Source organism: Stenotrophomonas sp. 93052_Sma (assembly GCF_056481145.1).
The window spans coordinates 3,325,785-3,344,413 of record NZ_CM151134.1 but is presented as its reverse complement, the minus strand read 5'-3'; the positions used below and the strand labels follow the sequence as shown (position 1 = coordinate 3,344,413).

The following is an 18,629-nucleotide window of genomic DNA, read 5'->3' as shown; positions in this document are numbered from 1 at the left end:
CCCCACCTGATTGGACATTACCCCCATGAGCAAAGACGTCGTTCTCGCCTTCTCCGGCGGCCTGGATACCAGCTTCTGCGTGCCGTACCTGCAGGAGCGTGGCTACAACGTGCACACCGTGTTCGCCGATACCGGCGGCGTGGATGATGAAGAGCGCGATTTCATCGAGAAGCGCGCCGCCGAGCTGGGCGTGACCAGCCACGTCACCGTCAACGGTGGCCCGGCCATCTGGGAAGGCTTCGTCAAGCCGTTCGTGTGGGCCGGTGAGGGCTACCAGGGCCAGTACCCGCTGCTGGTCTCGGACCGCTACCTGATCGTCGATGCCGCGCTGAAGCGTGCCGCCGAACTGGGCACCAACATCATCGCCCACGGCTGCACCGGCATGGGCAACGATCAGGTCCGCTTCGACCTGGCGGTGAAGGCCCTGGGTGACTACCAGATCATCGCGCCGATCCGCGAGATCCAGAAGGAACACACCCAGACCCGCGCCTACGAGCAGAAGTACCTGGAAGAGCGCGGCTTCGGCGTGCGCGCCAAGCAGCAGGCCTACACCATCAACGAGAACCTGCTGGGCCTGACCATGTCCGGCGGCGAGATCGACCGTTGGGAAGCGCCGGGCGAGGGCGCCCGTGGCTGGTGCGCACCGCGCAGCGAGTGGCCGGAGCAGGCGCTGAACGTGACCCTGAAGTTCGTCGAGGGCGAAGCCGTCGAACTGAACGGCAAGGCGTTGCCGGGCGACCAGATCCTGGCCCAGCTCAACAAGCTGTTCGCCCCGTACGGCGTTGGCCGCGGTGTCTACACCGGCGACACCGTGATCGGCCTGAAGGGTCGCATCGTGTTCGAGGCCCCGGGCCTGGTGTCGCTGCTGGCCGCGCACCGCGCGCTGGAAGATGCCGTGCTGACCAAGCAGCAGAACCGCTTCAAGCCGGACGTGGCGCGCAAGTGGGTGGAGCTGGTCTACGAAGGCTTCTACCACGACCCGCTGAAGACCGACATCGAGGCCTTCCTGAAGTCCTCGCAGGCCAAGGTCAACGGCGAAGTGGTGCTGGAAACCCGCGGCGGCCGCGTCGATGCAGTGGCGGTGAAGTCGCCGCACCTGCTCAACACCAAGGGCGCCACCTACGCGCAGTCGGCCGACTGGGGCGTGGAGGAGGCCGAGGGCTTCATCAAGCTGTTCGGCATGAGCTCCACTGTCTATGCGCAGGTCAATCGTGGTTGACCTGTGACGGGGTGCCGGCCGCTGGCCGGCGCCTCGCAACGTCGATGGAGGGTAGTGCCGGCCGCTGGCCGGCTCGTGGCACGGCTGGATCATTGCGGAGCCGGCCAGCGGCCGGCACTACCGATTTCGAACCCTACGGATATTCAGACACATGCTTGAACAGACGCTCGATCACCTGCAGGCCCTGGTGTCCTTCGACACCCGCAACCCGCCGCGTGCGATCACCACCGGTGGCATCTTCGATTACCTGCGCGCGAACCTGCCCGGCTTCAACGTCGAGGTGATCGACCATGGCGCCGGTGCGGTCAGCCTGTACGCCGTGCGTGGTACGCCGAAGTACCTGTTCAACGTGCATCTGGATACCGTGCCGGATTCGCCGCACTGGAGTGCCGACCCGCACGTGATGCGGCGTCTGGACGACCGTGTGGTCGGCTTGGGCGTGTGTGACATCAAGGGCGCCGCCGCTGCACTGGTGGCCGCGGCCAACGCCAGTGATGGCGATGCCGCGTTCCTGTTCTCCAGCGACGAAGAAGCCAACGATCCGCGCTGCATCGCCGCGTTCCTGGCCCGTGGCCTGCCGTATGAAGCGGTGCTGGTGGCGGAGCCGACCATGAGCGAAGCGGTGCTGGCGCACCGTGGCATCAGTTCGGTGCTGATGCAGTTCGCCGGCCGCGCCGGGCACGCTTCGGGCAAGCAGGATGCGGCCGCCAGTGCGCTGCATCAGGCCATGCGTTGGGGCAACCGCGCATTGGACCATGTGGAATCGCTGGCCTCGGCGCGCTTCGGCGGGCTGACCGGCCTGCGCTTCAACATCGGTCGCGTGGAAGGTGGCATCAAGGCCAACATGATCGCGCCGGCCGCCGAAGTGCGGTTCGGGTTCCGTCCGCTGCCGTCGATGGACATCGATGGCCTGTTGGCGACCTTCGCCGGTTTTGCCGAACCGGAAGCGGCACTGTTCACCGAAACCTTCCGTGGCCCCAGCCTGCCGGCCGGTGACATCGCCGAGGCCGAGAACCGCCGCCTGCTGGCACGCGACGTGGCCGATGCGCTGGAACTGCCGATCGGCAACGCGGTGGACTTCTGGACCGAAGCCTCGCTGTTCTCGGCCGGCGGCTACACCACGCTGGTGTTCGGCCCGGGTGACATCGCCCAGGCCCACACCGCCGATGAGTTCGTGACGCTGGAGCAGCTGCAGCGCTACACCGACGCCGTGCACCGCATCATCGCCGCCGGCGCCTGATCGACCCCACAACGCCGCCCGGCCCTGGCCGGGTGGAACTGCAACGCGGCGACCGCCGCCTGTGACGAAACCGAAATGTCTCCTGCCCTCCAGCCCCACCGCCAGACCCGCCAGACCATCGTGCGCCTGCTTTCCAGCATGGCCAGCGCGAAGGAGATCAGCCAGTACCTCAAGCGCTTCTCGCAGCTGGACGCCAAGCGCTTTGCCGTGGTCAAGGTCGGCGGCGCGGTGCTGCGCGACGATCTCGACGCGCTGACCTCTTCGCTGTCGTTCCTGCAGGAAGTCGGCCTGACCCCGATCGTGCTGCACGGCGCCGGCCCGCAGCTGGATGCCGAACTGTCGGCCGCCGGCATCGAAAAGCAGACCGTCAACGGTCTGCGCGTGACCTCGCCGGAGGCACTGGCGATCGTGCGCCGGGTGTTCCAGCAGTCCAACCTGCGCCTGGTCGAAGCCCTGCAGCAGAACGGCGCGCGTGCCACCTCGATCACCGGTGGCGTGTTCGAGGCGGAGTACCTGGACGTGGACACCTACGGCCTGGTAGGTGAAGTGAAGCGGGTCAACCTGGCGCCGATCGAGGCCAGCCTGCGCGCCGGTTCTATCCCGGTCATCACCAGCCTGGGCGAAACCGCGGGTGGCCAGATCCTCAACGTCAACGCCGACTTCGCCGCCAACGAGCTGGTGCAGGAGCTGCAGCCGTACAAGATCATTTTCCTGACCGGCACCGGCGGCCTGCTGGACGAGCAGGGCAGCGTGATCGATTCGATCAACCTGTCCACCGAGTACGACCACCTGATCGCGCAGCCGTGGATCCACGGTGGCATGAAGGTGAAGATCGAACAGATCAAGGACCTGCTCGACCGCCTGCCGCTGGAATCGTCGGTGTCGATCACCCGACCGGCCGACCTGGCCAAGGAACTGTTCACCCACAAGGGCTCGGGCACGCTGGTGCGCAAGGGCGAAAAGGTGCTGCGCGCCACTGCCTGGAACGAGCTGGACCTGCCGCGCCTGAAGGGCCTGATCGAATCCAGCTTCGGCCGCACCCTGGTGCCGGACTACTTCGAAAAGACCAGGCTGCTGCGCGCCTATGTCAGCGAGAACTACCGCACCGCGGTGATCCTCACCGACGAGGCCGAAGGCGTGTACCTGGACAAGTTCGCCGTGCTCGACGATGCACAGGGCGAAGGCCTGGGCCGCGCAGTGTGGAACGTGATGCTGGAGGAAACCCCGCAGCTGTTCTGGCGCTCCCGCCACGGCAACCCGATCAACCACTTCTACTACGCTGAATCCGACGGCTGCTACAAGCAGGGCCATTGGAAGGTGTTCTGGTACGGCGCCGATGGCATCGACCGGATCAGCACCTATGTCGACCACTGCGCCCAGCGCGCACCGAGCCTGCAGGGCTGAATGATGGACCATTCCGATCACTGGACTACGATTCCCACCCTGCGCGGCCAGCACGTGACACTGCAGCCGCTGCAGCCCGAGCATGTGCCTGGCCTGCGCGCCGCCGTGGAGGGCAGCGGCCTGGACCAGCTCTGGTACACCCAGGTGCCTTCGCCGGAGCGGGTCGAGCACTATGTGCAGGCCGCGCTGCAGGCACAGGCAGAAGGCAAGGTGCTGCCGTTCGTGATCCTCGATGCGGCGGGTGACATCGTGGGTACCACCCGCTTCTACGACCTGGATGCTGGCGTGCCCAAGCTCAGCCTGGGTTACACCTGGTATGCACCGCGCGTGCAGCGTACCGGCGTCAACACCGAAACCAAGCTGTTGCTGCTGCAGCACGCCTTCGAAACCATGGGCTGCATCAGCCTGGTGCTGGAAACCAGCTGGTTCAACTTCACCTCGCGCACCGCCATCGCCCGCCTGGGCGCCAAGCAGGACGGCGTGCTGCGCAACCACAAGCGGCACGCCGACGGCACGCCGCGCGACACCGTCATCTTCTCCATCATCGATACGGAATGGCAGGGCGTGAAGCGCCACCTGCAGTACCGCCTGGACAGCCACGCATGAACGATTCGACTTTCACCCTGGGCATCGTCGGCGCCCGTGGCCATACCGGTGCCGAGCTGATCAAGCTGGTGGCCGCACATCCGCGGCTGAAGCTGGCCTTCGTCTCTTCGCGCGAGCGCGCCGGGCAGCGCCTGTCCGACCACCATCCGGAGTTCCAGGGCGAGCTGCAGTACGAGAATCTGGACGCCGACGCGGTGGCCGCCAAGGGCGTGGACGCGGTGATCCTGGCCCTGCCCAACGGCCTGGCCGCACCGTTCGTGGCCGCACTGGAAGCGGCGAAGCCGGACACCGTCATCGTCGACCTGTCGGCCGACTACCGCTTCGACAACAGCTGGTACTACGGCCTGCCGGAGCTGACCCGAGGCCGCTACAACGGCCAGAAGCACATCAGCAACCCGGGCTGCTATGCCACGGCGATGCAGCTGGCGGTGCATCCGCTGCTGGACCTGCTGGCCGGCCCGCCGCAGTGCTTCGGTGTGTCCGGCTATTCCGGTGCCGGCACCACGCCGTCGGACAAGAACAACGTCGAACTGCTCGCCGACAACCTGATGCCGTATGCGCTGACCAACCACGTGCACGAGCGTGAAGTGTCGGTCCAGCTGGGCGTGGCGGTTGAATTCATGCCGCATGTCGCGCCGCATTTCCGTGGCATCACGCTCACCGCCAACCTGTGGCTGAACCGCGTGCAGACCCGCGAACAGATCGTCGAGCGCTTCCAGCAGGCCTATGCGGGCGAACCGCTGATCGAGGTTTTGGATGAAGCGCCGTGGGTCAGCCGCATCGCCGGCCGCCACGGTGCGCAGGTCGGTGGCTTCACACTGGCCCCGGGCGGCAAGCGGGTGGTGGTGGTGGCGACCCTGGACAACCTGCTGAAGGGCGCGGCCACCCAAGCCATGCAGAACCTCAACCTCGCGCTGGGCATCGACGAACTGACGTCGATCCCGCACTGAACACGTATTCCGGAGCCCCCATGGCAGACCTTCTTTGGCAGAAGCCCGGCGTCGCCGTCGACGCCCAGATCCAGACCTTCCTCGCCGGCGATGACGTGATCCTCGATCGCGAATTCTTCCTGCACGACATCGCCGCCAGCGCCGCGCATGCACAGGGCCTGCAGCACATCGGCATCCTCAGCGCCGATGAGCTGGCCGGCCTGCTGCGCGAGCTCGACGTGCTGGCGCAGGACTTCCGCGAAGGCCGCTTCGTGCTGGACACGCAGTACGAAGATGGTCATTCGGCGATCGAAGCGCGCTTGACCGAACGCCTCGGCGATGCCGGCCGCAAGATCCACACCGGCCGCAGCCGCAATGACCAGATCCTGGTCGCCACCCGCCTCTGGCTGAAGGAGAAGCTGCAGCGTGTGGCCCAGCTCAGCGCCGAGGTTGCCAAGGTCGCGCTGGACCGTGCGCAGGCCGAGAAGGATCTGCCGATCCCCGGCTACACCCACATCCAGCGTGCCGTGGTGTCCTCGGCCGGCATGTGGTGGGCCGGCTGGGCCGAGGCCTTCATCGACAACGCCATCCGCGCGCGACACCCATGCGCTGGTCGACGCCAATCCGCTTGGCACGGCTGCCGGCTACGGTGTGAACCTGCCGCTGGACCGTGAGCACACCACGGCCGCGCTCGGTTTCGCCCGCATGCAGGTCTCGCCGATCTACGCGCAGCTGTCGCGCGGCAAGTTCGAACTGGCCGCGCTGGAAGCGCTGGGCGGCGCCACGCTGGACCTGCGCCGCATTGCCTGGGACCTGTCGCTGTTCACCAGCGCCGAGTTCGGCTTCGTCGCGCTGCCGGCGCAGTACACCACCGGCAGTTCGATCATGCCCAACAAGCGCAATCCGGACGTGATCGAGCTGATGCGCGCGACCCACGCCAGCGTCGCCGCCGCGCGTACCGAGATCGAGCAGCTGCTGTCGCTGCCGTCGGGCTATCACCGCGACCTGCAGTCGTCCAAGGGCGCCATCTTCCACGGCTTCGGTCGCGGCCTGTCGGCGCTGGAACTGCTGCCGGCGCTGCTGGCCAACCTGGAATGGCGCGACGACAAGGTTCGCGCGGCAATCGACTCGGGCATGTACGCCACCGACGTGGCGGTGGAAGCGGCGGTGGCCGGCGTGCCGTTCCGCGAGGCCTACAAGGCTGCTGCCGCCGGTGCCGACAGCGCAGGGCAGGGGCGTACTCCGGAAGGCAGCCTGGCCGCACGCGTATCGCCGGGTTCGGCCGCCGACCTGCGCCTGGACGAACTGCACGCGCTGGCAGGCGCTGTCCTGATGGCCGGCACCGTCTACCTGGTGCTGGCCATGCGCCGGCCCGATTTCAACGCCGCCGCCGTGCAGCCGCACCGTGACTTTCTCGATGCGTTGCAGGCACAGGGCAAGCTGCAGCTGACCGGCGGTTTTGCCGATGGCAGCGGTGGCGCCTATGTGCTGTGCAACGTGGACAGCCTGGCGCAGGCGCAGGCCATCGTCGCCACCGATCCGCTGGTGACGATGCAGGCCTCCGCGCTGACCGTGCACGAATGGAACACCCGCTGAGAGCCTGACCGATGATCCAGCACGCTGCCCACGTCGCCTCGCCGTTCCCCGAACAAGCGCTGCCGCCGTGGCGGCGTGCGGTGCTGAAGGTCGGCAGCAGCCTGCTGGCTGCCGATGGCGGCGGCCTGTCACCTCGCCACGCGCTGGGCCTGGCACAGTTCGTGTCGGCCAATGTACTGGCCGGGCGTGAGGTGGTGATCGTGTCTTCCGGCGCGGTCGCTGCCGGGCGCGCGATCCTGCCGCGGGCCGATGAGCCGGGCGCAGCGATGGCAGCGCGGCAGGCGCTGGCTGCGCTCGGTCAGGCGCAGCTGATCGGGCTCTGGCAGCGCTTCTTCGAGCGCCCCGTGGCGCAGGTGCTGCTGACCCACGACGACCTGCGCAACCGCCGCCGCTACCTCAACGCACGCGCCACGCTCAATGAGTTGCTGCGGCTGGGCGCGTTGCCGGTGGTCAACGAGAACGACACCGTGTCGGTGGACGAACTCAAGCTCGGCGACAACGACAACCTGGCTGCCACCGTGGCCGCGCTGGTCGATGCCGATGCACTGTTCATTGCCACCGACATCGACGGCCTGTACAGCGCGGACCCGCGCACCGTGGCCGATGCGCGGCCACTGCACGACGTGCCGGAACTGAGTGACGAGGTGCTGGCGATGGCCGGCGGCGCAGGGTCGCGCGCCGGTACCGGCGGCATGCGGACCAAGCTTGAGGCGGCGGCCAAGGCGGGTCGTCTCGGCATCGAGACCTACCTTTTCAACGGCCGCAGCAGCGACGTGGTGCGTGCACTGGCGCAGGACCGCCTGTTCGGCACCCGCATCCACGCCGCGCAGCCGCGAGGCGGCCCGCAAGCACTGGCTGCGGCATGCACCGCTGACCGAAGGCGCGATCGTGATCGATGCCGGTGCGGCACAGGCCATGCGCGAGAAGGGCGCCTCGTTGCTGCCCGGTGGCATCACCGGTGCGGAGGGCACGTTCCGGCGTGGCGATATGGTGCAGGTGTGCTGGAATGCACCACAGGGCCGTGTCTGCATCGCCCGCGGTGTCAGCCAGTACGCCGCCGATGATGTGCGCCGGATCGCCGGTCGCCATTCGCGCGACATCGAGGCCGTGCTGGGCTACAACTACGGTGGCAGTGTCGTCCATCGCGACGATCTGGTGCTGCCATGACCGGTTTGAAGGACACCCCGATGAGCGAAATCGAAGCGCAGGCGCGTGCCTGCCGTGACGCGGCCCAGATCGTTGCCGGCCTCGACAGTGCGGCGCGCCGCACGCTGCTGCTGGCGATGGCGCAGGCACTGGAAGTGAATGCCGGGCTGATCCTGGCCGGCAATGCGCGTGACCTCGCCGCCGCGCGACAAGGGCGTTGGCAGTGCCATGCTCGACCGCTTGGCGCTGGACCCGGCACGCCTGTTCGCGATGGCCGAAGCCGTGCGTGAGGTCGCCGCGCTGCCCGATCCGGTCGGCCAGATCACCCGCGACGATGTGCGTCCAAACGGCATCCGGGTGCAGAAGGTGCGCGTGCCGCTGGGCGTGATCGCGATGATCTACGAAGCCCGCCCGAACGTGACCGCCGAAGCGGCCGCGCTGTGCCTGAAGGCCGGCAATGGCGTGATCCTGCGCGGCGGTTCCGAGGCGATCCACTCCAACACCGCCATCGCCCAGGCGCTGTCCGGCGCATTGAAGGCCAACGGCGTACCGCCGGCTGCGGTGACCGTGCTGACCGACCTGCGCCGCGAAGCGATGCTGGGACTGCTGCAGTTGCATGAGCTGATCGACCTGGCCATTCCGCGTGGCGGCGAAGGCCTGATCCGCTTCGTCGCCGAGCATGCGCGGGTGCCGGTGATCAAGCATTACAAGGGCGTGTGCCATCTGTTCGTGGATGCCAGCGCCGACCTCGGCAAGGCCATTGACCTGCTGGTGGATGGCAAGTGCAGCCGCCCTGCAGCCTGCAACTCGCTGGAAACGCTGCTGGTGCACCGCGAGGTGGCCGAAGCGTTCCTGCCCCGCGTGGCGCAGGCGCTCGGCGAGCGCGGCGTGCAGCTGCGCGCCGATGCGCAGGCGCAGCCGCTGCTGCCGGGCAGCATGTTGGCCACTGAAGACGACTATGCCGCCGAGTTCCTTGATCTGGTGCTGGCGGTACGCGTGGTTGACGATCTCGACGCTGCCATTGCGCACATCCGTGCCTACACCTCCGACCATACCGAAGTGATCGCCACCGAAGACGCGGGCAACGCCGAGCGCTTCGTCACTGCGCTGCGCTCGGCGGTGGTGATGGTCAATGCGTCCTCGCGTTTCTCCGACGGCGGCCAGCTGGGCCTGGGCAGCGAGATCGGCATCTCCACCACGCGCCTGCACGCGTACGGCCCGATGGGGCTGGAGGCACTCACCGTCGAACGATTTGTCGTGCGCGGTGAAGGGCAGACCCGCAAATAGATCCACGCCATGCGTGGATGCTCTTCGCGGTAGACCCCGGTGCCGACCAAGGTCGGCACCCACCAGGCCCAAGCGCCGACTGAGGTCGGCATCTACCGTGCAGCAGGGCTACACCACCTCGCGGCGGATGCCGATCGGCCGCGCGTGATCGTCCATGTGCAGCGTGGCGGCCTTGCAGCCCAGCAGGCGCTCGGCCAGCCCGGTGCTGGCCCCCAGGTCGGCGGCCACTTCGTTGAGGCTGGCCAGCGGCCGCGGCAGGCGCCGGTCGTGGCCGCGGAAGCGCGCGCGGTTGTACTCGGCCCAGCCGATCAGCAGTACGCTGGCGCACAGCAGCATCAGCGGCAACGCCACCAGCACATAGGGGTCGAACTGGCTTTGCCGTTCGTACAGCTGCTGCCAGGCCAGCTGGCCGCCGACCAGCCACGACACCAGGGTGACCAGTGGGGCCCACAGGTAGAAGTAGAACCCCCAGAACGCGAGGGTGACGAAGCCCCAGGCGGTGCGTTGGAAGCGTGGTTGGCGATGCGGCTTGCGGATCATCCGCGAGTCGAAGCGGTTGGACGGGCGTTGTGCGTTCATCGGATCCCCCGATCGGGACTGGTCCAGGTGGCGCGCTTGCTGCGACGGCGCAGCAGGGTTTTCGGCAACGCCACCAGGGTGGTGGAAAGGCTGATCAACCAGTACGCCATCGGGTACCAGATGACCCAGAAGTAGTTGCGTCCAATCTGTGTTTCGTAACGACGGTCGATGATCAGGCTGCTGGCGAACTGCAGCAGGCAGACCAGGGCCAGGATCACGCCATGCCACTCCGGCAGCAGGCTGGCGATATGCAGTTGCGGGGGCAGTTCGATGAACTTGCCCAGCGCCCACAGCACCACGATGAACAACATGGTGTAAGCCCAGATCACGCTGAGCACGTACTCCAGCAGTACGCCCCACATGCGCCGCTCCTTCCAGTGCAGCAGCGAGCGGGCGTGGCGCAGCATCACCTCCACGCCGCCCTGGGCCCAGCGCAGCCGCTGCCGCCACAGCCCCTTCAGGGTTTCCGGCATCAGGATGAAGCATAGTGCGTTGGGTTCGTAGCGGATGTCCCAGTGCGCGCGCTGCAGGCGCCAGCTGATGTCGATGTCTTCGGTCACCATGTCATCGGACCACCAGCCGACCTGGTGCAGGGCGGTGCGGCGGAAGCCGGCGATCACGCCGGAGATGGTGAAGATGCGCCCGTACACCCGCTGCGCGCGCTTGATCATGCCGATGATCGAGGAGAACTCGGCCACCTGCAGGCGTCCGAGCAGGGTGGAGCGGTTGCGGATGCGCGGGTTGCCGGTGACCGCGCCGACCCGGTTGCCGCTGACCAGGTGCCAGATCATCCAGTGCAGCGCGTGTTCTTCCAGCATCGCGTCGCCGTCGATGCACACCAGGTATTCCGAGCGTGCGGCGAGCGCCCCCATGCGCAGCGCATTGGCCTTGCCGAGGTTGCGGTCCAGGTGCAGCACGCGCAGCCGTGGGTGCTTTGCCGCCAGGGCGTCCAGCCGCGCACCCGTGTCGTCGCTGCTGCCGTCGTCGATGGCGATCACCTCATAGTCGGCCGGGTAGCGCTGGGCCAGCGCCGCGCCGAGTGTGTCGTCGAGGTTTGCCGACTCGTTGTGGCAGGGAATCAGCAGGCTCGCGAACGGTGGATCGACCATCAGCGGCGGGTCGTTGCGTGGGCGCGAATGGCGTTCGCGCCGGAAGTAGTAATACAGGCCGCCCGACATCCAGAAGAATGCCATCACCATCGGGTAGTAGAAGGCGAACTGGAACAGGACCTGCAGCAACGGATGCATGTCCATGTCACTTCTCCGGGTACGGGAAGTTGCCGGCGGACATTGCCGCGCGGGCATCGCGGGTGGAGGGCTGGTCGGCGATGAAGTCGTCCGGGTACCAGGCGAAGTGGTGCACGCCCTGCGCCTGCAACTGGCGGATCTGCGCGCGCAGTCGCTCGGCGGGAATCGGTTGCCCGCTGCGCCAATCGACGGTCTGCAGTTCGAACAGGGTGTGCTGCAGCTGTGGGTCATGTGCACGCACCGCGGCCAGCAGCTGGTCGAGCCAGCGCTCCGGATGCCTGCTGCCTTCCATCCACGGCATCGCCATCAGTGCGGTCTGGTCGTAGGCCTTGTTGAACAGGTCCAGGCGCTGCGCGAACCAGGCTTCGCTCTGCGGGCGCAGCACCGGCTCCGCGTACAGGTTGCGCACCGTGGCCAGCTTCGGCCGCCAGCGCTGCGCGCTGTTGCGCAGCGCCAGGGTGAAGTCGATCAACGCCTGCGTGCGTGCGCTGCCCCCATCGCCGGCCGCCAGCGTGGGCAGCTCGGTATCGCGCAGGTACCCATCGTCATGGAACAGCAGGCCCTCGAAGTAGGAGTTGACCGCCAGATCCTCGTAGAGGTCGAGCATGACCTGGCGCGCCTGGGGATTGGTGAAGTCCAGCCGGTACATGCCATCGGCATCGCCGTTGCGGATCGCCAGCGCCTTGCGCTGCACCGGGTCGGGCAGCTCGAAGCCGAGTACCGGCAGCCATGCGTAGACCTTCACCCCCGCACGCGATTTCAGCTGCCAGGCAACGCGACTGAACAGGTCCGCGCGCATCGGCATGTGGCGGTTGGGGAAGTACAGTGCATCGGCGGTGTTGTTGCCGTCCGGGTCGGCGAACGCCTGCAGGTAGACGTGCGTCGGTGCGATGCGCTTGACCCGCTCGATCAGTGCATCCAGATTGCGCGCCTGCTGTGCGGGCTCCGGGTCGTAGACATCATCCAGGTCGATCTGCAGGGCACGGATGCCATCGAGCGCGACGTCGCGGCGCAGCTCGTAGGCCAGCCCTTCCACGGTCGGGTTGTCGCTGACCAGGAAGCGTGCCAGGCCATGCAGGTCGCTGGCCACCGGCGTGCTGCGGCCCTCCAGATCGAAGGACACCGGCATGCCCAGCTGCTCGGCGATGTCGTTGCTCAACTGGTTGTAGGCCGCGTATGGCCAGACGATGGCGCGCGGGCGCACGCCCAGATGCTGCTCGATGCGCTGCACGCTGCGCGAGAGATCGGCGCGCAGGCGTTGCGCGTACTGCGCCTCGCTCTCATAGCTGCGCGTGGCGGGGTTGTAAACGCGGGTCACGACAGCCGGGGTGGAGTTCCCCTGTGGGTTGGCGAGCACCCCGTGGTGCAGGTCGTCGGTATGGCTGGCCACTTCGATCAGGCCGCTGTCGTGCATCTGCTTCAGCTGTGCCCAGGTGATGAAGTCGTCGCGGCGGAACGGCCGGTAGCCATAGTCGATGGTGCGGCCAGGTGCCATGTCCACATAGTCGGTGATCACCGCCACCAGCGCCGGATAGCGGTAAGCCTGCAGCAACGGGAAGGCCTTGTCGTAGACGCTGCGCAGGCCGTCATCGAAGGTCAGCAGTACCGGTTTCGGTGGCAGCGTGGCGCGTCCCCGGGAGGCGTCGATCACCTGCGACAGCGACACCGGGTGGTAACCGTGTGCCCCCAGCCAGTCCAGATGGGCGGCGAAGTTCTGCGTGCTCACCGCATAGGTATCGGCATCCCCCTTGGCTGCGACCTGGTCGCGGATGTCGTGGTAGCTGAGGATCAGCAGGCCATTGTCGATCGCATCGAGATGCAGGGCCTGCTGCGCGAAGGCCGGCGGCGCAGCCGACAGCAGCAGGAGCACGATCAGGCGCAGGATGCGGGTCATGTCAGTCTCCCCAGCGCAGTGCGGCTTCGAAGCCGATATGGCGTTCGCGATGGCCGTCGTAGACCGGCCGCGACCAGCGCACGCCATACTCGAACACGCGGCCCTGGCCCAGCTGCCACTCATGCATGTATGACACCGACGGCACCAGTGCACTGCCGAAGCCGTCCTGCCAGTAATCGCCCAGCGAGACGGTCAGCCGGTGGCGGAAGTGGCGTTCGTAGTGGCGCCACAACTGCTGGTCGATGCGCAGGCCGATCTCGACCATGCGATCACGCTTCGGGTTGAAGTAGGGAGCATCATCGCGGCTGCCGCGACTGGTGTAGGCACTGCCCAGGCCATCGATCAGCCACCGTGGGCGTGTCAGCAGCCGCTGCTCGACGCTGGTGCTGAACAGTTCGCGATGGTTGCCATCGTCGTAGCGGAAGCGGCTGGCGCCGAACATCCAGTGCGTGCGTTCGCTGCGCCGGTAGTCGACCTGCGCGCTGACGCTGTCGGCAGTGATGCCGGCCACGCGCGCCTGCATTGATGCATCCGGATCATTGCGTGCGGCGGTCAGTCCGGCATGCCAGTAGTCGTTGAACTGCCAGCCCGCGCCGACGCGCAGGCCGGTATCACCGATGTGGTCGTTGGCGCGCAGCACTGCAGCTTCCGCATCCAGACGGCCGAATCGGTAGCGTACGCCCGCGCCCAGCCACAGCGGGTCGATGCGCTGGTCTTGGAAATCGACCGAGCGCCGGTCGGCGAAGGCGAACAGCCGCCAGCGATCGTCGAGTACGGGTGTCTGGACTTCCATGCCATAGCGGCGGTCGTTGTTGCCCAGTGGCGAAGTGCCGCCACCGCCGGAGCTGCGGCCGATGTCGGTCCATGCCTTCAGCTGCCAACCGCGGTGCGCGCCAGGCCTGGTCCATGCGTTCGACGGCGGGCTGGGTGGGGTAGCGCGCGACCAGATCGTCGTGCAGCGGTCGCGCCAGGTCATCGCGTTGCAGGGCGACGTAGGCTTCCTGCATGCCCAGCCGTGGCTCGATGTCGCGCGGGTCCAGCGCATGCGCCATCTGTTGCCGTTGCAGCGCCCTGCGTGGCCAGCCGCGCATCATGTACACGCTGCCCAGCGCGCTCTGCAGGCCGCCGTTGCCCGGTGCGATGTCGACCATCGATTCCAGATCGCGCTGCGCGGTGGGCAGGTCACCGCTGTAGGCGCGCACCATCGCCAGGTTGAGGTCGGCTTCGTAGCGCGACCAGTTTGGATACGGCGACTTGCCGTTGCTCCAGCGCCAGGCAGGTTCCTTGTCGCGCCACGCCTGCAGCAGGTCGACGGCCTTTTCCTGCTGCTCGCTTTCCAGGTAGGCGTAAGCCAGTTCCGAATGCGAGGCGTCGCGCGTCGGATCGCCTGCGACGGCCGCCTGCAGCACCGGAATGGCTTCTTCCGGATGCAGCGTGCCCATCAGCGAATCGCCGACCGCAGGCAGAACATAGTCGGGCAGGGCATGGCCTTCAGCCTGCAGTGCGCGGGCTTCCTCTCGCGCCTGCGCATGGCGGCCCAACCGGTTGAGCAGGATCAGCCGGTCCATGCGGATGCGCAATGGCGCCTGCACAGGTGGGGTGCCTTCGCTGCCCAGATAGCGCTGCATGCGCGCCAGGGTCGATTCGGCTTCTTCCAGCCGGCTGTCTTCGCTGCTGCTGTAGGCCAGGCTCCAGACCACCAGCTTGGCCAGGTAGTCGCCTTCGATGCGTTGCTTCTGAGCAGCGTCGAACAGTTGCGGGCGCTGCTGGTACAGCTCCCAGGCGCGCCAGGCATTGCCGATGTCGCCCAGAGTCAGGACGCGCAGCTTGAACAGCAGGTCGTCGTTGGGCTGCTGCTGGCTGGCGCGCTCGATCGCGCCGAGCGCATCCAGCCAACGGGCCTGGTCGCGGTAGCGGCCGATCTCGGCCAGGGCCGCCTCGCGGTCAGGCGGGGCAGCGCTGCTGGCCCAGGCCAGGGCGGTACAGGCAAGGCCGACGCAGAGCGCCAGCCGGCGGTGGACAACCATTGGGGACCCCCTTGGCTTCCGAACCAGACAACCTGAAAAATGTGACGCACATCACATGCCAGATTTTGGGATGGCCGTGGCCTGCGTCACTCCCCTCGCGAACTCCCATCCAGCAGGGATGGGCGAAACCAGGACAGCGACCTGCAATGTCTTGTCTGAAACGAGAGTCCCCCGCACACCGAGTGGTGGCCTGGGCGGCGCTGCCGCCCCCATGCCCGATGCCGGCACGCGGCAAGGATGGGCATTCGTGGGCACTATCCGCCCGGAATTGTCAGCCCGGCGTCAAAATGCGCAGACGGGCTGACGAGCGGTAGGTGGGGCCGGTTGCGAGGCCCCACGTGGCTTACCAGAGGTCTTCCAGCTTGCGCGGCTTGCAGGCCACCCAGGAGGCGCACGGCATCAGGGTGGCGCAGCCGAACAGGAAGCTGAATGGGATCGTCCAGCCGTCGCTGACGGTGTGCAGCCAGCCGACCAGGAACGGCCCCAGGCAGCTGAAGCTGTAGCCCACGCCCTGCATGAACCCGGACAGCGCGGCCGAGCCGGTGGGGGTGCGGGTGCGCAGGTTGATCAGGGTCAGCGCCAGCGGGAAGGTGGACGGACCGACGCCGAGCAGGCAGGCCCACAGCAGCGGCGCCTTCATCGGGGCCACAAGCAGGCCGGTGAAGGCGATCACGAACGAGAAGAAACCGATCAGCACCAGCGGGAACGGGTTCTGCAGGCGCACCGCCATCGACGGAATGACCAGCGACGGCAGCAGGCCCAGTGCCGAGAACACGGCGACCATCACGCCGCCGAACGCGGGCGTGCCACCGGCCTCGACCACGATGCGCGGCAGCCAGGTGAACATCGAATAGGTCATCAGCGAGGTCATGCCGAACATAAGCGTCATGCTCCAGCCCAGCGACGTGCGCCAGACCTTGCCGTGCGGCTGTGCGGTGGGATCGGTGGCGTCGGCCTGCGGCTTCGGTGCGCGCCTGGCCAGCAGCAGCCACGGCAGGGCGGCGGCCAGCGCCAGCAGCGCCCACATGCCCAGCGACACGCGCCAGCCCGCAGCATTCGCCACCGGCACTGCCAGCAGCGCCGGCAGCATCGTGCCCAGCTGCAGCACGCTGATGTACAGCGTGCTCATGGTGCCAACCTTGTTGGCGAAATAGCGCTTCACCAGCGGCGGCACCACCACGTTGCCGATGCCCATGCCGGCCAGTGCAACCACCGAACCGAGCAGCAGCGTGCCGACGTTGCCGGCGCTGGAACGCAGCAGCAGGCCGGCCATCGCCATCACCATCGCCAGCAGCGTGGTGCGTTCCAGGCCCAGGCGCCGCGCCAATGCCGGCGTGGCCACGCCGAACAGCGCGAACGAGGCGGTCGGCAGCATGCCCAGCACGCCGGTCATGGTGGTGCCGAAGCCGAACTGCTGGCCGAGCACGTCCAGCAGCGGGGTGATCGAGGTGACCGCAGTGCGCAGGTTGACCGCTGCCAGCAGGATCGCGGCAAACGCGAGGACACGGCCGTGCAGCAGCGACGGCGAATCGGAAGGGGAGGAACTCATCGGTGGTCCTTGCAGGTGTCGCACGCCGCAGCAACGGCATGCAGCGCCGGCATCGGTCTACGCCGAAGCGGCAGGTGGGGGTGGGGGCTGCAGGAGGGCCGGCAGCGCGGCCATTGTACGTGCGCTGCGCGGCAAGGTCCCGTCACGCGGGCGGCCTGGCGCTTGATACAAAAAAACCCGGAGGACAGTGATGTCTTCCAGGCTTCTTGGTGACCACCGAAGTGGTCGGGGAGACAGGATTCGAACCTGCGACCTCTACGTCCCGAACGTAGCGCTCTACCAGACTGAGCTACACCCCGAAGGGAGCCGCCTATTCTAGCGATTCACCCCGATGGCGGCAAGGGGTGAATGCTGTTTTCTTCACACTGCCGAAGCAGTGCCACTTCAGGGAACAAAAAAAGCCTGGACGACTTCACCAGGCTTCAATGCGACCACTTGAGTGGTCGGGGAGACAGGATTCGAACCTGCGACCTCTACGTCCCGAACGTAGCGCTCTACCAGACTGAGCTACACCCCGAAGGAGCCGCCTAAGATACCGTGTGAAGGCCAAGGCGGCAAGGTTTTTTTACAGCTCAGCGACGATTTTCTTTCTCGATGCGGTTCTGCTCGCGGGCTTCGAACCACATGCCATTGAGGATGGCCACCGTCGAGGCGAGGCCGGCGCCGAGAATCCAGGCGAAATACCACATGATCAGTCTCCTTCATTCCGGGTAGGTGCCGACCGTTGGTCGGCACACATGCAAGCGATCAATACGCGTTCGGGTTGTTGCCCATCTCTTCGGTGGTGGTCTTGCCCTTCAGCACGCGGTACACCCAGGTGGTGTAACCGATGATGATCGGCAGGAACACCGCCGTGGCCAGCAGCATGATCCACAGGGTCAGGTGGCTGGACGAGGCATCCCACACGGTCAGGCTGGAGGTGGGCTGGCTCGAGGACGGTAGCAGGAACGGGAAGATGGCGAAGCCGACGGTCAGGATGATGCCGGCGATGGCCGCACCGGAGGCGATGAAGGCCAGGCCGCCGCGACGGGCACGCAGCAGCACCGCACTGGCCAGCAGGCCGGCCAGGCCGAGCAGCGGGGCCAGGATCGTGGCCGGCATCGTGCTGTAGTTGCGCATCCAGCCACCGGCGGCGCCGAGTTCGGCGGTCTTCAGTAGCGGATTGGTGGCGCCATCGGTGACCACCTGCGAGGTGATCTGGTAACCCGGCAGGCCGAAGGCCACCCAGGCGCCACCGACGGCGAACAGCACGAAGGCGATGATCGCGGCGATGCTGCCGAAGCGGGCCGCACGCTCGGCCACCGGGCCATCGGTCTTCAGCACCAGCATGGCGGCACCGTGGGCGACCAGCATCGACACGCTGAGCAGGCCGGCCAGCAGTGCGAAGGGCATCAGCAGGCCGAAGAACGAGCCGGTGTAGAAGATGCGCATGCTGTCATCGAAGTGGAACGGCACGCCCAACACCACGTTGCCCACTGCCACGCCCATGATCAGCGCCGGGATGAAGCCGCCGATGAACAGCGCCCAGTCCCAGGTGTTGCGCCAGCGCTCGCTGGGCATCTTGCTGCGGAACTTGAAGCCGACCGGACGCAGGATCAGGGCGAACAGGATCACGAACATCGCCAGGTAGAACCCGGAGAAGCTGACCGCATACAGCGGCGGCCAGGCGGCGAAGATCGCACCGCCACCGAGCACCAGCCATACCTGGTTGCCTTCCCAGACCGGGCCGATGGTGTTGATCACCAGCCGGCGCTCGGCATCGTTGCGGGCGACGAAGGGCAGCAGGGTGCCCACGCCCAGGTCGAAACCATCCATCACGGCGAAACCGATCAGCAGGATGCCGAGCAGCAACCACCAGATCACGCGCAGCGTGGTGTAGTCCAGAAGAATGAAATCCATCTTGGTT

Annotated in this window: 12 protein-coding genes, 2 tRNA genes and 4 pseudogenes; 9 read left to right on the top strand and 9 right to left on the bottom strand. The window is 67.0% G+C overall.

Features of this window, described 5'->3' with window-relative positions:
* Positions 1-25 precede the first annotated feature (25 nt).
* The 9 genes and pseudogenes from ACZK2V_RS15750 (at position 26) to ACZK2V_RS15710 (ending at position 9,427) form a co-directional block, all read left to right on the top strand.
* Positions 26-1,219 carry an argininosuccinate synthase gene (locus ACZK2V_RS15750; RefSeq protein WP_486322574.1) on the top strand — a complete coding sequence of 398 codons (1,194 nt, stop codon included), beginning with the start codon at positions 26-28 and terminating at the stop codon, positions 1,217-1,219.
* A 151-nt stretch (positions 1,220-1,370) separates the two neighbouring features.
* On the top strand, positions 1,371-2,459 hold the full coding sequence (locus ACZK2V_RS15745; RefSeq protein WP_032129400.1) for an acetylornithine deacetylase: 1,089 nt from the start codon (positions 1,371-1,373) through the stop codon (positions 2,457-2,459).
* Positions 2,460-2,534: 75 nt separating this feature from the next.
* On the top strand, positions 2,535-3,863 hold the full coding sequence (locus ACZK2V_RS15740; RefSeq protein WP_486322573.1) for an acetylglutamate kinase: 1,329 nt from the start codon (positions 2,535-2,537) through the stop codon (positions 3,861-3,863).
* A gap of 3 nt (positions 3,864-3,866) precedes the next feature.
* Positions 3,867-4,469 carry a GNAT family N-acetyltransferase gene (locus ACZK2V_RS15735; RefSeq protein WP_049401159.1) on the top strand — a complete coding sequence of 201 codons (603 nt, stop codon included), beginning with the start codon at positions 3,867-3,869 and terminating at the stop codon, positions 4,467-4,469.
* Positions 4,466-5,419, top strand: coding sequence for an N-acetyl-gamma-glutamyl-phosphate reductase (gene argC, locus ACZK2V_RS15730; protein ID WP_049423945.1), 954 nt, complete (start codon positions 4,466-4,468; stop codon positions 5,417-5,419). The genes ACZK2V_RS15735 and argC overlap by 4 nt, the downstream gene beginning before the upstream one ends.
* A gap of 20 nt (positions 5,420-5,439) precedes the next feature.
* A pseudogene (gene argH, locus ACZK2V_RS15725) lies at positions 5,440-6,731 on the top strand (argininosuccinate lyase).
* Complete coding sequence (locus tag ACZK2V_RS15720) at positions 6,731-6,994, top strand: YciI family protein (RefSeq protein ID WP_032129404.1); 264 nt, start codon at positions 6,731-6,733, stop codon at positions 6,992-6,994. The pseudogene argH and the gene ACZK2V_RS15720 overlap by 1 nt, the downstream one beginning before the upstream one ends.
* Before the next feature lie 11 nt (positions 6,995-7,005).
* Positions 7,006-8,161, top strand: a pseudogene (gene proB / locus ACZK2V_RS15715) (glutamate 5-kinase).
* Positions 8,158-9,427 (top strand): annotated as a pseudogene (locus ACZK2V_RS15710) (glutamate-5-semialdehyde dehydrogenase). The pseudogenes proB and ACZK2V_RS15710 overlap by 4 nt, the downstream one beginning before the upstream one ends.
* 108 nt (positions 9,428-9,535) lie before the next feature.
* Here the strand turns inward: ACZK2V_RS15710 and pgaD are convergent.
* The 9 genes and pseudogenes from pgaD to cydB form a co-directional block, all read right to left on the bottom strand.
* A complete protein-coding gene (pgaD, locus tag ACZK2V_RS15705; protein ID WP_032129407.1) occupies positions 9,536-10,006 on the bottom strand; it encodes a poly-beta-1,6-N-acetyl-D-glucosamine biosynthesis protein PgaD in 471 nt (156 codons plus the stop codon).
* Positions 10,003-11,259 (bottom strand): poly-beta-1,6-N-acetyl-D-glucosamine synthase, encoded by a 1,257-nt coding sequence (gene pgaC, locus ACZK2V_RS15700; RefSeq protein ID WP_010486660.1) that lies wholly within the window; start codon positions 11,257-11,259, stop codon positions 10,003-10,005. The genes pgaD and pgaC overlap by 4 nt, the downstream gene beginning before the upstream one ends.
* A 1-nt stretch (position 11,260) precedes the next feature.
* The gene (pgaB, locus tag ACZK2V_RS15695) at positions 11,261-13,147 is read right to left on the bottom strand and encodes a poly-beta-1,6-N-acetyl-D-glucosamine N-deacetylase PgaB (RefSeq protein ID WP_486322572.1); all 1,887 of its coding nucleotides are present in this window, start codon (positions 13,145-13,147) and stop codon (positions 11,261-11,263) included.
* Between the two features lies 1 nt (position 13,148).
* A pseudogene (gene pgaA, locus ACZK2V_RS15690) lies at positions 13,149-15,174 on the bottom strand (poly-beta-1,6 N-acetyl-D-glucosamine export porin PgaA).
* Between the two features lie 343 nt (positions 15,175-15,517).
* Positions 15,518-16,723 carry a CynX/NimT family MFS transporter gene (locus ACZK2V_RS15685; RefSeq protein ID WP_486322571.1) on the bottom strand — a complete coding sequence of 402 codons (1,206 nt, stop codon included), beginning with the start codon at positions 16,721-16,723 and terminating at the stop codon, positions 15,518-15,520.
* A 222-nt stretch (positions 16,724-16,945) separates the two neighbouring features.
* Positions 16,946-17,022 (bottom strand) — tRNA-Pro (locus ACZK2V_RS15680).
* A 141-nt stretch (positions 17,023-17,163) separates the two neighbouring features.
* A tRNA-Pro gene (locus ACZK2V_RS15675) sits at positions 17,164-17,240 on the bottom strand.
* Between the two features lie 55 nt (positions 17,241-17,295).
* Positions 17,296-17,412, bottom strand: a complete 117-nt coding sequence (cydX, locus tag ACZK2V_RS15670) for a cytochrome bd-I oxidase subunit CydX (protein WP_005410354.1) — start codon at positions 17,410-17,412, stop codon at positions 17,296-17,298.
* Positions 17,413-17,470: 58 nt separating this feature from the next.
* The gene (gene cydB, locus ACZK2V_RS15665; protein ID WP_014037846.1) at positions 17,471-18,622 is read right to left on the bottom strand and encodes a cytochrome d ubiquinol oxidase subunit II; all 1,152 of its coding nucleotides are present in this window, start codon (positions 18,620-18,622) and stop codon (positions 17,471-17,473) included.
* Between the last annotated feature and the right edge of the window lie 7 nt (positions 18,623-18,629).